13 protein-coding genes are annotated in these 12,716 nt (G+C 60.1%); 3 read left to right on the top strand and 10 right to left on the bottom strand.

What is annotated here, in order from left to right; translation table 11 throughout:
* Position 1: 1 nt before the first annotated feature.
* Both J3P93_RS27110 and J3P93_RS27105 read right to left on the bottom strand, forming a co-directional pair.
* The gene (locus J3P93_RS27110) at positions 2-595 is read right to left on the bottom strand and encodes a hypothetical protein (RefSeq protein ID WP_434593849.1); all 594 of its coding nucleotides are present in this window, start codon (positions 593-595) and stop codon (positions 2-4) included.
* Complete coding sequence (locus J3P93_RS27105) at positions 561-1,301, bottom strand: SURF1 family protein (protein ID WP_434593846.1); 741 nt, start codon at positions 1,299-1,301, stop codon at positions 561-563. The genes J3P93_RS27110 and J3P93_RS27105 overlap by 35 nt, the downstream gene beginning before the upstream one ends.
* 71 nt (positions 1,302-1,372) lie before the next feature.
* Here J3P93_RS27105 and J3P93_RS27100 point away from each other — a divergent pair, with 71 nt between their 5' ends.
* Positions 1,373-1,576, top strand: a complete 204-nt coding sequence (locus J3P93_RS27100) for a twin transmembrane helix small protein (RefSeq protein WP_434593843.1) — start codon at positions 1,373-1,375, stop codon at positions 1,574-1,576.
* A 62-nt stretch (positions 1,577-1,638) separates the two neighbouring features.
* Here the strand turns inward: J3P93_RS27100 and J3P93_RS27095 are convergent, their stop codons facing one another.
* From J3P93_RS27095 to coxB, 4 genes are all read right to left on the bottom strand, one after another.
* Complete coding sequence (locus J3P93_RS27095) at positions 1,639-2,526, bottom strand: cytochrome c oxidase subunit 3 (RefSeq protein ID WP_093096231.1); 888 nt, start codon at positions 2,524-2,526, stop codon at positions 1,639-1,641.
* Positions 2,527-2,551: 25 nt separating this feature from the next.
* On the bottom strand, positions 2,552-3,103 hold the full coding sequence (locus J3P93_RS27090) for a cytochrome c oxidase assembly protein (protein ID WP_434593840.1): 552 nt from the start codon (positions 3,101-3,103) through the stop codon (positions 2,552-2,554).
* A 129-nt stretch (positions 3,104-3,232) separates the two neighbouring features.
* The gene (gene ctaD, locus J3P93_RS27085) at positions 3,233-4,819 is read right to left on the bottom strand and encodes a cytochrome c oxidase subunit I (protein WP_042609004.1); all 1,587 of its coding nucleotides are present in this window, start codon (positions 4,817-4,819) and stop codon (positions 3,233-3,235) included.
* 82 nt (positions 4,820-4,901) lie between these two features.
* The gene (gene coxB / locus J3P93_RS27080) at positions 4,902-6,029 is read right to left on the bottom strand and encodes a cytochrome c oxidase subunit II (protein WP_434593836.1); all 1,128 of its coding nucleotides are present in this window, start codon (positions 6,027-6,029) and stop codon (positions 4,902-4,904) included.
* Between the two features lie 369 nt (positions 6,030-6,398).
* Between coxB and J3P93_RS27075 the strand changes: the two genes are divergently transcribed.
* Positions 6,399-7,049 (top strand): hypothetical protein, encoded by a 651-nt coding sequence (locus J3P93_RS27075; RefSeq protein ID WP_093096227.1) that lies wholly within the window; start codon positions 6,399-6,401, stop codon positions 7,047-7,049.
* A 136-nt stretch (positions 7,050-7,185) separates the two neighbouring features.
* Here J3P93_RS27075 and J3P93_RS27070 read toward each other — a convergent pair whose 3' ends face one another.
* The 3 genes from J3P93_RS27070 to J3P93_RS27060 form a co-directional block, all read right to left on the bottom strand.
* Positions 7,186-8,712 carry a SulP family inorganic anion transporter gene (locus J3P93_RS27070; RefSeq protein WP_090287988.1) on the bottom strand — a complete coding sequence of 509 codons (1,527 nt, stop codon included), beginning with the start codon at positions 8,710-8,712 and terminating at the stop codon, positions 7,186-7,188.
* A 90-nt stretch (positions 8,713-8,802) separates the two neighbouring features.
* Positions 8,803-9,531 carry a carbonic anhydrase gene (locus J3P93_RS27065; protein WP_258451014.1) on the bottom strand — a complete coding sequence of 243 codons (729 nt, stop codon included), beginning with the start codon at positions 9,529-9,531 and terminating at the stop codon, positions 8,803-8,805.
* A gap of 237 nt (positions 9,532-9,768) precedes the next feature.
* Positions 9,769-10,824, bottom strand: a complete 1,056-nt coding sequence (locus tag J3P93_RS27060; RefSeq protein WP_434593831.1) for a PA0069 family radical SAM protein — start codon at positions 10,822-10,824, stop codon at positions 9,769-9,771.
* A gap of 212 nt (positions 10,825-11,036) precedes the next feature.
* On the opposite strand from J3P93_RS27060, the gene J3P93_RS27055 reads away from it, so the two are divergent.
* Positions 11,037-11,339, top strand: coding sequence for a hypothetical protein (locus tag J3P93_RS27055; protein WP_434593828.1), 303 nt, complete (start codon positions 11,037-11,039; stop codon positions 11,337-11,339).
* A gap of 65 nt (positions 11,340-11,404) precedes the next feature.
* Here J3P93_RS27055 and J3P93_RS27050 read toward each other — a convergent pair whose 3' ends face one another.
* Complete coding sequence (locus tag J3P93_RS27050) at positions 11,405-12,706, bottom strand: c-type cytochrome (protein WP_434593825.1); 1,302 nt, start codon at positions 12,704-12,706, stop codon at positions 11,405-11,407.
* Positions 12,707-12,716 lie beyond the last annotated feature (10 nt).

Here is a 12,716-nt window from a genome sequence, read left to right as displayed (position 1 = left end):
CTTATCCGATGTTGGACAGTTTCAGCAGATGCCGCAGGTCGTTGAGCAGATCCTTGCCTTTCACGTTCGGTTCGTAGCGCAGCACCAGGTTGCCGTGCGGGTCGACGATCCACAGTTGTGGCGTGGCTTTATCGCCGGTGGCCTTGCTGAAGGCGGCAGCGTCCAGCGGATAGCGCTGCAGTTGCGGATACTCGCGTGTGAGCTTGGCCTCGTAGTCAGCGCTCAGCGGTTGCGTCGCGGCGAGGGCGTGGCTGGCGCGCCCGGCTTCGCGACCGAGACCGATCTGGATCTGCCGCGCCAGATACACCAGTTGCTGGCAATCCACCGCACACGCGGTTGGCGCGGTCACCAGCAATTGCCAGCGCTCCTCGTCCGCCTGCACGCCGAGGTCGGCTCGGGTCTGGCCGTTGCCGATCAGTTCGCCGTGATAGCTGCGGCCCTCGGGTACCCAGAACTGCAATTTGTACATGCCGGTGGCGAGGATCATCGGCCCGACCACGCCGAGCACAATCAACAGCAGCTGGATGCGTCCGCGACGGCGGCTGACGGCAGGTTTGGCTTCAGACATGCTGGGTGGATTCATGGCCGTTCCCATGGTGCTTCTCCTTTGCGTTGTGCAAGCCCAAATAAACGTAGAGACCGAGCAGGGCGGTCGCCATGGCGAACCACTGCACGGCATAGCCGAGGTGTTTTTCCGGGCCCATCGCGACTACCGGCCAATCGGTCTGATAGCTGGCCGGGCCGGGTTCGGCGCGCACTTCATAGGCGAAGCCGTCGCGCTCAAGGGTTTGCCAGAGCTTGCCCGGCTCGACGGCGGTGACGGTTTGCGGCCAGGTGCGGCTGACCGGATCGGCATGCAATTGGAACGTCGCGCCGGGGGCGACGTAGACCCAGGCGTCGAGCGTCAGCGCATCAGTAGGCGTGGAGAACTGCGGTGCGACACGGCGATCCGGCCACGGCAGCCAGCCGCGATTGACCAGCAGCCACAACCCGCTGCGCTGATCCTGAAACGGTTGCAGCAACTCGACGCCAACCTTGCCGCCACGCTGGCGGTTATCGAGCAACAAGCTGTGCGCGGCATCGAATTGACCGTGCAGGCGCACGGGGCGATAGGCCGGATCGGCGCTGGTTGCGAGTTCGCTGCTGGCCATCGGCTCGGCCACACGACGCTCGGCGTAGCTGGCCAGCAGCGCGGTTTTTTCCGCGCCCCGGCCCAGTTGCCAAAAGCCCAGCGCGATCATCAGCGGCAGCAACAACGCGACCACCACGGTCGGTATCACCCCCGGACGGAAGCGCTTCATGGCCGCGCCACAAAGTCAGTCGTCGCGCTCGCTATACTCAACTGCATCGCCTGTCCCCCGGAGTTCTTCCCATGCTCAAAGCAGCGATCGTCCTGATGCTGATTGCCACGGTGATCAGCCTGTTCAGCGGCCTGTTTTTCCTGGTCAAGGACGACAGCAGCTCCAATCGCCTGGTCATCGCCTTGAGTGTTCGGGTGGCCTTGGCCGCCATCACCGTCGGCCTGATGGCCTGGGGTTTCTACAGCGGCCAGTTGGTCTTCCACGTGCCTTGGTAGCTGCAAGCTACAAGTTGGCAGCTTCAAGCTTGAAGCTTGCAGCTAGCAACTTGCAGCTGCTGTCAAAGCACATAGACGAAGAAGAACAAGCCGATCCACACCACGTCGACGAAGTGCCAATACCAGCTCGCGGCTTCGAAGCCGAACTGGTGCTCGTTGTCGAAATGGCCCTTCATGATCCGCATCAGCATCACGAACAGAATGATCGTGCCGATGGTCACGTGGGCGCCGTGGAACCCGGTGAGCATGAAGAACGTTGCGCCGTAGATCCCCGAGCCGAGAGTCAGTCCCAGCTCCTTGTAGGCGTGGATATATTCTTCAGCCTGAAAGCCAAGGAACGCGATGCCGAGCAGCACGGTGATCGCCAGCCACAGTTTCAGCGCGCCGCGATGGCCCTTCTTCAAGGCGTGGTGGGCGATGGTGATGGTCACGCTGGAGCTGACCAGCAGGATCGTATTGATCAGCGGCAGGCCCCACGGACTGATGACATCCTTGGGTGGCGGGAAGAGTTTCGGGTCCGGGTTGTTCAGCAGTGGCCAGACGTACTCGAAGTTCGGCCAGAGCATTTCCGACACGCCCTTGCTGCCTTCGCCGGCCAGACCGGGCGCGGAAACCGTGCGGATATAAAACAGCGCGCCGAAGAAAGCGACAAAGAACATCACCTCGGAAAAGATGAACCAGCTCATGCCCCAGCGGAACGAGCGATCCAGCTGTGGGCTGTAGAGACCCGCGCGGCTTTCCTTGATCACCGCGCCGAACCAGCCGAACAGCATGTACGCCAGCAACAGGCCGCCGACGAAAAAGATCAGCGGGCCGTGGGAATCCGGCCGCGCTGCCTTCAGATCGTTGAACCAGGTAGCCAGGCCGTACACGGTGACGAACATCCCGAGCGTGGCAATGATCGGCCATTTGCTCTGGGCCGGGACGTAATAGTGCTCATGAGTTGCCATTTATTGTTCTCCTTATCGAGCACGCTCAACCGCCGGTATTAACAGCCACCGGTGGATGTCGGGCGGTGATATCGAACAGCGTGTAGGACAGCGTCAGGTGCTTCACTTCCTTGGGCATGTCGCGGTCAACGATGAAACGCACGGGCATCTCGATCTGTTCACCGGGTTGCAGCACCTGCTGGGTGAAACAAAAGCATTCGGTCTTGTGGAAATACGCTGCTGCGTTGCTCGGCGCGATGCTCGGCACCGCTTGCGCACTCATCGGCTTGTCGGTGGGATTGCGGGCGATGAACACCATCTCGTTGACCGCACCGGGGTTGGCGGTCAGCTCGTCATGCTTGGGATAGAAATCCCATGGCATGTCGGCGGTGTTGGTCGAGAGAAACTGCACGCGCACCTGGCGCGAGGTGTCGACCACTTGCTCGCCCTCGTACTGCCCGCCGGTCTTGCCGTTGATGCCGAAGGCCTTGCACATCACGTCGTAGATCGGCACCAGGGCAAACCCGAAAACAAACATCGCCACCACCACCAGTAACAGGCGGGTGACCAGTTTTTTCAGCGAGATCGAGTCAGCCATGGTGTTTGACCTCTGCCGAGAACCCTGTGGGAGCTGGCTTGCCAGCGATGGCGCCCCCGCGGTGTGTCAGGCAGGCAGCCATCGCTGGCAAGCCAGCTCCCACAGAGATTTTCACAAGGCTGAAGGTGTTCATTTCACTTCCGGCGGCGTGGTAAAGGTGTGATACGGCGCTGGCGACGGCACGCTCCACTCCAGCCCTTCGGCGCCATCCCAAGGTTTGGCCGGTGCCGGTTCGCCGCCACGGATGGTCTTGATCACAATGAACAGGAAGAAGATCTGCGTGGCGCCGAACATGAAGGCGCCGATCGACGAGACCATGTTGAAGTCGGCGAACTGCAGGTTGTAGTCCGGAATCCGTCGCGGCATGCCCGCCAGCCCGACGAAGTGCATCGGGAAGAAAGTCAGGTTCATGCCGACGAACGACAGCCAGAAATGCAGCTTGCCGAGGGTTTCGTCGTACATGTGCCCGGTCCATTTCGGCAGCCAGTAATAGGCCGAGGCGAAGATGCCGAAGATCGCCCCGGGTACCAGTACGTAGTGGAAGTGCGCGACCACAAAGTAGGTGTCCTGGTACTGGAAGTCCGCCGGGGCAATCGCCAGCATCAGCCCGGAGAAGCCACCGATGGAGAACAGGATCACGAACGCCACCGCGAACAGCATCGGCGTCTCGAAGGTCATCGAGCCCTGCCACATGGTGCTGGCCCAGTTGAACACTTTTACTCCGGTCGGTACGGCGATCAGCATGGTTGCGTACATGAAGAACAACTCGCCCACCAGCGGAATGCCGACCACAAACATGTGGTGCGCCCAGACGATGAACGACAGGAAGGCGATACTCGCTGTGGCGTAAACCATCGAGGTGTAGCCGAACAGCGGCTTGCGCGCGAAGGTCGGGATGATCTGGCTGACCGCGCCGAAAGCCGGCAGGATCATGATGTACACCTCGGGGTGGCCGAAGAACCAGAACACGTGCTGGAACAACACCGGATCACCGCCACCGGCGGCGCTGAAGAAACTGGTGCCGAAGTGAATGTCCATCAGCATCATCGTTACGCACCCGGCCAGCACCGGCATCACTGCGATCAGCAGGAACGCGGTGATCAGCCAGGTCCAGACGAACAGCGGCATTTTCATCAGGGTCATGCCGGGGGCGCGCAGGTTGAGGATGGTCGCGACCACGTTGATCGCGCCCATGATCGAGCTGATGCCCATCAGGTGAATGGCGAAGATGAAGAACGTCACGCTCTCGGGTGCATAGGTCGTCGACAGCGGCGCATAGAACGTCCAGCCGAAATTCGGCCCGCCGCCGGGTGTGAACAGTGTCGAGACCAGCAGCAGAAACGCCGCCGGCAACAGCCAGAAGCTGAAGTTGTTCATCCGTGGCAGGGCCATGTCCGGCGCGCCGACCATCAGCGGGATCATCCAGTTGGCGAGGCCGACGAACGCCGGCATCACCGCACCGAACACCATCACCAGGCCGTGCATGGTGGTCATCTGGTTGAAGAATTCCGGCTGGACGATCTGCAGGCCGGGCTGGAACAGCTCGGCGCGAATCACCATGGCGAACGAACCGCCGAGCAGGAACATGCAGAAGGCAAACCACAGGTACAGCGTGCCGATGTCCTTGTGGTTGGTGGTCAGCACCCAGCGCATCAGGCCTTTGGCGGGGCCGTGGGCGTGGTCGGCGTGACCGTGGTCATCGATGACAGCGCTCATGGCCGGTCTCCTTCAAATGAGTGGAGTGGATTTGCCGGGACGTGCGGCCCCGAACGATTGACGAAGTACGCGATAGACCGGCTCATTGGCTTTCCGCCTGTTTCAGCTCCAGCACTTCCTTAGGCGTGACCATGTCGCCCTTGTTGTTGCCCCAGGCGTTACGTTCGTAGGTCACGACCGCAGCTATGTCGACTTCCGACAGTTGTTTGCCGAACGCCGCCATGGCGGTGCCGGGTTTGCCGTGGAAGACGATGCCCAGGTGATCCTTGATCGGTCCGGTGGCGATTTTCGAGCCCTTGAGCGCCGGGAACATCGGCGGCAGGCCCTGGCCTTCGGCCTGGTGACAAGCCACGCAAGTGGTGTGGTAGATCTTGTCGCCGCGCTCCTTGAGTTCGTCGAGGGTCCATTCCTTGCTGGTCAGCTCCTTGAGCTGCGCCGCTTCGGCCTTGCGCTCGGCGAGCCATTTTTCGTAATCGGCCTGCTCCTTGACCTCGACCACGATCGGCATGAAGCCATGGTCCTTGCCGCACAGTTCGGCGCATTGGCCGCGGTAGAGGCCGGGCTTGTCGATACGGGTCCAGGCTTCGTTGACGAAACCGGGGATCGCATCGCGCTTGACCGCGAACGCTGGCACCCACCATGAGTGAATAACGTCGGCGGAGGTGACGAGGAAGCGCACCTTGGCGCCGATCGGCAGCACCAGCGGCTTGTCGACTTCGAGCAAGTAATGCTCGCCCTTTGCTTCTTTGTTATGGATCTGCTCGGCGGGGGTGGCCAGGTTGCTGAAGAACTCGACGTCCTGACCCAGATATTTGTAGTGCCACTTCCACTGATAACCGGTGATCTGGATATCGATATCCGGCTCACTGGTGTCGTACATCTTGATCAGCGTGGCGGTGGCGGGGACTGCCATGGCTACCAGAATCAGCAGCGGCACGACGGTCCACATGATTTCGACGCCGGTGCTTTCGTGGAATTTCGCGGCGACCTGGCCGGTGGAGCGGCGGTGCACCATCATCGACCAGAACATGGCGCCGAAGACGATGATCCCGATCACCACACAGATCCAGAAAATGGTCATGTGCAGGTCGAATACTGCGTGACTGATTTCAGTCGCTCCAGGCGCCATATTCACCGTCCAGGCCGCATTGGCCTGGCTGAATATCGACCACAACAGGAGGCCCATCCAGACATGTGGATGTCGCATCATTGCGGGTTCCCCTTATCGTTCTTGTTATCCCGCCGGCATACGCCTGCGGCAAGGGAGCGGCTGCATCAGACTACGAACTTGAATCGCCGGGCCTTGCTGCGGGTGCAGTCGGGCGTCATCAGCTAACTCCATTCATTGGCGAGTATAGACAGCGCCGGGAAATTGCAACCCGCGTACGTAAATGATCTGAAACAGCCCGGACTTGCGTTCAAGGGCACGAATGGAGAAGGATGCAGACGAGTGGTGGCGAATGGATATAACGCAGCTGCATCAAGGATGAAATAATTATGACAAATGCGTCTTAGCGTTTTTCGTAAGCCAGCTAACTTATGTCTTCCCTATTTCATTGCCTTGTTTCCTGGAGTTTTCATGAACACCGCCGCATTGCGCGAGCAGATCCAAAAAGCCCAACAACACGAAAAAGACACCGGCCTGCTGACCCGTCAGCTGGAAAGCAAGCTGCCTCATCTGCACCCGGCGATCCAGTTGCCGGAAGCCGACGCCAACGGCGTGCTGACGCGTTTTGTCGCCGCCTACATCGATGAAGTACCAGACCTGCTGGACGCAGCCAATGAAGTCGCCAGGGAAGCGGGAATCGAATCGCAGATCAAACCGGTGCTGAAAATCGCCGAGCAGTATTTTCTCCAGCCGCCGGCGATCATGGCCGGGCATGTCGGCCTGGACAGCCTGCTCGACGAAGCCTATCTGGCGCACCGTTTTGTCGAAGAGGTCAACGACCTGTACATCAAGCATTTCGGCCAGCCACTGATCCCCCTGGACATGACGGTGGCCAATCTGATTGCTCATCAATTGATCGGTGAGGCATTTGCCAACCAACTGGACGAAGCGGTACACCACGCGATTGATGAAATGCTCAACGACGAGAGTTTTGCCCTGGAGTCAGTAGAAGCCTACCGCGACAAACTCAGCAGCCCGGACACCGGCGCGGCGTGGAAACGCTGGCCGTGCATGAGCCGGCGGTTGGGTGTGGGGCTGGAGCTGGATCAGCCTGCTGCGTAATCCAGAGGTAGACCCAAATACCTGTGGGAGCTGGCTTGCCAGCGATGGCGGTGGATCAGTCAACATTGTCGCTGATTGACAGACCGCTATCGCTGGCAAGCCAGCTCCCACAGGGTTTGTTTCTGGACTGTGAGATTTAACCGGCCGCACCGATACCGGTATTCGTCCGAACTCTGCCCTCAAGCCGTCGCTTCAACCCTCGCGACTCAATCAACAGCTTCGAGCCCTTCGCCGCGTTCGCCCGGCCCCATTCCTCGAGCAGCTCCAGACACGAGTGGTCGATGTAACTCAGGTTGTTCAGCGGCACATGCACGGTCGTGCCGTGGGGAATGGTGTTCAGCACCTGGGTCAGCGCCGGCACCTTGAGGAACGTCGCCGCACCGATCAGGCGCAGCTCCATCTCGCCGTCCTGCGGCAGATCGATCAGGCTGATTTTCAGGCGCGAGGCCTTGAATGCCAGCTTCAACAACGTCAGGCCGAAACCGATCAGCACGCCGGTCAACAGGTCGGTGAAGATGATCGCCAGCGCCGTCGCGGCGTAGGTGAACATCGGCATCCGTCCGTAGCGACCCAAGCGGCGAAACGCCTTGAGATCGACCAGTTTGAAACCGGTGTACACCAGCACGCCGGCCAGGCTGGCGACCGGAATGCTCTGCAACACGCTCGACAGCAACAGCACGAACGCCAGCAGCCACAGGCCATGAAAGATTGTCGAATAGCGCGTGGTCGCACCGGCCTGAACGTTGGCCGAACTGCGCACGATCACACCGGTCATCGGCAATGCACCGACCAGTCCGCAGAGCATGTTGCCGACACCCTGCGCCGACAGTTCACGGTCAAAATCCGAGCGCACGCCGCTGTGCATGCGGTCCACCGCGGCGGCGGACAACAGGGTCTCGGCGCTGGCGATGAACGCCACGGCGAACGCGGCAATCAACAGCGTCGGGTCGGCCAGACTCATCAGGTCGGCAGGCTTGAGCCAGTCGATGGCTTCGGCCAGATTCGCCGGCACTTCAACACGCTTGACTTGCAAGGCCAGCAGCAGACTCGCAGCCGTCGCCAGACCTACACCCAGCAGCGCGCCGGGAACGAAACGCAGCGAATGCGGGCGAAATTTTTCCCACAGCCACATCACCGCAATCGTCGCCAGCCCGAGCAACCCGGCCTGCCAGCCAAACGACGGCAAGGCCTGCGCCACCGCCGCCGGGAATGCCGTGAGGTTGTCCAGCCCTGACGGTTGCGGCTTGGCATCGAGCATCACATGCACTTGCGACAGCACAATCAGCACGCCAATCCCCGCCAGCATGCCGTAGACCACCGCTGGCGCCGTGACCCGGAACCAGCAACCGAGCTTCAGGCGCCCGGCGACCAGTTGCAGAAAACCGGCCAGCAACAGAATCGGTCCGAGCATCTCGATACCATGCTGGCGCACCAGTTCGAACACCAACACCGCCAGCCCCGCCGCCGGCCCGCTGACCTGCAACGGCGAACCCGCCAGCCAACCGACTACCAGGCCACCGATGATCCCGGTGATCAGACCTTTGGCCGGCGGCAATCCTGAGGCAATCGCAATACCCATGCACAGCGGCAGGGCGACCAGAAACACAACCACGGAAGCGAGCAGCTCCCGGGGCAACACCGCTTTCAATTGAGCCGCACGCATGGCGATTCTCCCGAAGTTTTCTTCAGGCGTGGCGAGGCCGGGCCGCTGAATCAGCGGCCGGCGTCAAACCACACAGATGTTTAGGAAGAGTTAGAAGCGCGCTTTGGGCGTCGCGACCGGTATCGGATGGCTGCCATCGAGCGGCAGGAAACGACCCTGATCTGCGTCGTAAGCTTTGATTTCGCTGGTTTCGATGTTGTAGACCCAGCCATGGATGAACAGATGACCGTTCGCCATGCGCGAGGCTACCGAAGGATGGGTACGCAAGTGCTGCAGCTGGGCGATGACGTTTTCCTCGGTGAGGATCGGCATGCTTTCTTTTTCGTCGGTGCAGTTGCAGTTGTCATGCACCATGGTTTTCGCCACTTCCGCGTGGCGCAGCCAGGCTTTGACCGTCGGCATTTTTTCCAGGCTGTCCGGGTTGAGTACCGCACGCATGGCGCCGCAATCGGAATGGCCGCAGATGATGATGTGCTGCACGCCAAGCGCCAGCACCGCATATTCGATTGCGGTGGAAACACCACCGTTCATCTGCCCGTAGGGTGGCACGACGTTGCCGACGTTACGGGTCACGAACAGATCGCCAGGCGAACTCTGGGTGATCAGCTCGGGAACGATGCGCGAGTCGGCGCAGGTGATGAACATCGCCTTGGGCGCCTGGGCCGTAGCGAGTTTCTTGAACAGTTCTTCCTGCTGGGGAAAAACCTCATGATGAAAGCGTAAAAAGCCATCAACGATCTGTCGCAGTGCTGCATCGGCGGATTCCGCTTCAGGGCTTTGCGCCGAGGCAGCCAACGACTGTTTATCCTTGTCACTCATGATTCATCCTCTTTGGCGGATTCAGGGAGTCTTCCCCCGGTATTCCGGTATGAAGCCAGTGGCTGTTTAAACCATCCGGGTCATCCCGACCCGTCAGTCACTCGATGAACAAGGTAGCTGCCGAAACTTAACTCAAACTGAATCAAACGCTCTAGAACGTGTGTTCCAGGTCACAAAAAACGTGACCGAGCAATCCCGGCAGAAGGATTCCAACCCACAACCCTGGGTCAATTGTCGCTAAATCAGAGACATCTGGCGACCCGGCGGACAGAAGGCTGTGCAATCGAGGTCGTAACCCTCGCGATAATTCAGGCCGAGGCGTTTGATGGCCTTGGCAAAACGCTGCGCGAGCAGCTCGGCAAAAATGCCTTCGCCACGCATGCGCGCACCGAAACGGCTGTCGTAAAGCTCGCCGCCGCGGCTCTGGCGAATCAGGCTCAGGACGTGGGCGGCACGTTGCGGATAATGCGCGGCCAGCCATTCCTCGAACAGCGGCGCCACCTCCAGCGGCAGGCGCAGCATCATGTACGCCGCGCTTTGCGCACCGGCGGCGTGGGCTTCGCTGAGCAGGCTTTCGATCTCGCTGTCATTGATCATCGGAATCATCGGCGAACACAGCACGCCGACCGGAATCCCGGCTTCGCGCATCACCCGGATCGCGCGCAAGCGTGCCTTCGGCGCGGCGGCACGCGGTTCAAGAATGCGTTTGAGTTCGTCATCCAGGGTGGTCAGGCTGATCATCACTTTCACCAGCCGTTGCTGCGCCAGTTCGGTGAGCAAATCCAGATCGCGCAAAATCAGCGAACCTTTGGTGACGATGGTCACCGGATGCCGATAGCGCAGCAGCACTTCGAGGGTCTGCCGGGTAATTTTGTATTCGCGTTCGATCGGCTGGTACGGATCGGTGTTGGAGCCCAGATTGATCGGCGCGCATTCATAGCCCTTCTTGCTCAACTGCTCTTCCAGCACTTGCGCGGCGTTGGTCTTGGCAATCAGTCGGGTTTCGAAATCCAGCCCCGGCGACATGTCCCAATAGGCATGGCTGGGCCGCGCGTAGCAATAAATGCAGCCGTGCTCGCAGCCGCGATAGGGATTGATCGATCGGTCGAAGGGCAAATCCGGTGACGTATTGCGGGTGATGATGGTTTTTGCAGTTTCGATCAGCACCTCGGTGTTCTGCGTTTCAGGCACTTCCTGAAACCAGCCGTCATCCTCGGCCACCGAACGGTTCGGCGCGAAGCGGTTGTGCGGGTTGGTGGCGGTGCCGCGACCGCGAGGCGGTGGAGTGATCATAATGCTGCTCTCGGTCTGTATGGGCATACAGTATCCGAGTGCGGGGTGTCTGATCCAGTACCGTTCAGCGATGAGGCCATTGCCCTGTATTAATCCGCAAACAAGAGACAACCGGCGATACATATACTGGGTTGTTGTGCAAAGTTACCGCAGATAATCTTCAGCACTCAGGTGGACCCAAGATGGGTTACAAAAACAAAAGGATTTAGTTGATGTCGTTTCTTAATCAACGTGGCGTCTTCATGCAAATGATGTTGCCCAATGCCTCCGAGCCCAACACCATTGTTTCGCTGCAACTGGCACGCAAGGAATTGGGCTGGAACGCCGAGCAGGAACAGCCCACCGAGGCCCTGGTCGACTCGAGTTACGTGGTCGCAGTGTCTGCTGACCGGGGCAAGACCTTCACTATTCGCAGCAACAAAAATGATGTAGACGGCGACAGTGATATCGATAGCGATGACAAGGAAAAGTTGATTGCGCTGGCCAAGGCGTATGTGAGTATCGTCAATCCGTAAGTTGGATTTACTGTCACCGCCTCAAATAAAAAACCCTGCATGAAAAGCTCATGCAGGGTTTTGTTTTATTGATGCTCGGTCACTTGACCAAGATCATTCGGCGACATGGTTTCCATGTCATTGCTGCGCAGGTTGGCGACGTCTTTGGCGCTCACCGGTGTGCCCTTGTTACCCCAACTCCCCCGAATGAAACTCACCACATCCGCGACTTCCTGATCCGACAGGCGCCAGGCGAAGCCGGGCATGGCAAAGGTCGATGGCGCGGTGTGCGTGGCCGGCAGCGTGCCGCCCTTGAGCACAATGTGAATCAACGAGGTTGGATCGTCGGTCTGCAACACCGGATTGCCCGCCAGCGCCGGGAACACGCGAGTGTAGCCATGGCCGTCGGTGCGGTGGCATGCCGCGCAGTTGTCGATGTACACCGAAGCGCCACGCTGACTGTCGTCGCCGTTCCACAGCGCTTTGGCAGCTTTTTCATCGTACTGATGCGGCTGATCGGCGGGATTGCTGGCCGGCAGCGACTTCAGATAACGGGCGATGGCGGTCAGGTCGGCGTCGGTCATGTACTGCATGCTGTGGGTGACCACGTCGCTCATGCCGCCGAACACCGCGCTGCGATCACTGCGCCCGGTCTTGAGGAATTGCACCAGTTGCTCCTCGCTCCAGCTGCCGAGGCCGTCCTTGTGGTCGCCGCGCAGGCTCTTGGCGATCCAGCCTTCCAGCGGCGCACTGCCGGCGAGGAAGGTTTTGCCATCCGATGCGCTGAGGGATTTTTCCTGCATGGTCAGGGCGCGCGGCGTGTGGCAGGCGCCGCAATGCCCGAGACCTTCGACCAGATACGCACCACGGTTGATCACCGCATCCTCACCGGTTGCCGTGAAGTCCTCGACCTTTGGCGCAAACAGCCAGCGCCAGCCCATCAACGGCCAGCGTATGCTCAGCGGCCACGGGATGTCGCTGGCCTGGTTGTCCTGCGCGACCGGTGCCACGCCGTGCATGAAATACGCGTACAGCGCTTGCATGTCGGCCTGGTCGACCCGTGCGTAGGACGGATACGGCATCGCCGGGTACAACGTGCTGCCGTTTTTCGCGACGCCATGGCGCACGGCCTGGTCAAAGTCCTCAAAGCTGTAATCACCGATACCGGATTTGTCCGGGGTGATGTTGGTCGAGTAGATCGTGCCGATCGGGGTTTCCATCGGCAGGCCGCCCGCGAACGGCTTGCCGTTTTTGGCGGTATGGCAAGCCACGCAGTCACCGGCGCGGGCGAGGTATTCGCCTTGTTTGATCAGATTCTGATCAACTTCCGCTGCCTGCAGGGAGGCGCTGCCGAGCAGCGCCAAGGTCGCGATAACGAGATTTTTCATGGTCATCGCT

The sequence above is a fragment of the Pseudomonas sp. R3-57 genome, from assembly GCF_051132065.1.
Lineage (GTDB): Bacteria > Pseudomonadota > Gammaproteobacteria > Pseudomonadales > Pseudomonadaceae > Aquipseudomonas.
The sequence above is the reverse complement of the archived record's forward strand: the minus strand, read 5'-3'. Positions and strand labels throughout refer to the sequence as shown.

Bases quoted from the DNA above. Each gene is read 5' to 3' on its own strand.
- J3P93_RS27110 (WP_434593849.1), bottom strand. From the start codon at position 595: ATGGGAACGGCCATGAATCCACCCAGCATGTCTGAAGCCAAACCTGCC.
- J3P93_RS27105 (WP_434593846.1), bottom strand. From the start codon at position 1,301: ATGAAGCGCTTCCGTCCGGGGGTGATACCGACCGTGGTGGTCGCGTTG.
- J3P93_RS27100 (WP_434593843.1), top strand. From the start codon at position 1,373: ATGCTCAAAGCAGCGATCGTCCTGATGCTGATTGCCACGGTGATCAGC.
- J3P93_RS27095 (WP_093096231.1), bottom strand. From the start codon at position 2,526: ATGGCAACTCATGAGCACTATTACGTCCCGGCCCAGAGCAAATGGCCG.
- J3P93_RS27090 (WP_434593840.1), bottom strand. From the start codon at position 3,103: ATGGCTGACTCGATCTCGCTGAAAAAACTGGTCACCCGCCTGTTACTG.
- ctaD (WP_042609004.1), bottom strand. From the start codon at position 4,819: ATGAGCGCTGTCATCGATGACCACGGTCACGCCGACCACGCCCACGGC.
- coxB (WP_434593836.1), bottom strand. From the start codon at position 6,029: ATGATGCGACATCCACATGTCTGGATGGGCCTCCTGTTGTGGTCGATA.
- J3P93_RS27075 (WP_093096227.1), top strand. From the start codon at position 6,399: ATGAACACCGCCGCATTGCGCGAGCAGATCCAAAAAGCCCAACAACAC.
- J3P93_RS27070 (WP_090287988.1), bottom strand. From the start codon at position 8,712: ATGCGTGCGGCTCAATTGAAAGCGGTGTTGCCCCGGGAGCTGCTCGCT.
- J3P93_RS27065 (WP_258451014.1), bottom strand. From the start codon at position 9,531: ATGAGTGACAAGGATAAACAGTCGTTGGCTGCCTCGGCGCAAAGCCCT.
- J3P93_RS27060 (WP_434593831.1), bottom strand. From the start codon at position 10,824: ATGATCACTCCACCGCCTCGCGGTCGCGGCACCGCCACCAACCCGCAC.
- J3P93_RS27055 (WP_434593828.1), top strand. From the start codon at position 11,037: ATGTCGTTTCTTAATCAACGTGGCGTCTTCATGCAAATGATGTTGCCC.
- J3P93_RS27050 (WP_434593825.1), bottom strand. From the start codon at position 12,706: ATGAAAAATCTCGTTATCGCGACCTTGGCGCTGCTCGGCAGCGCCTCC.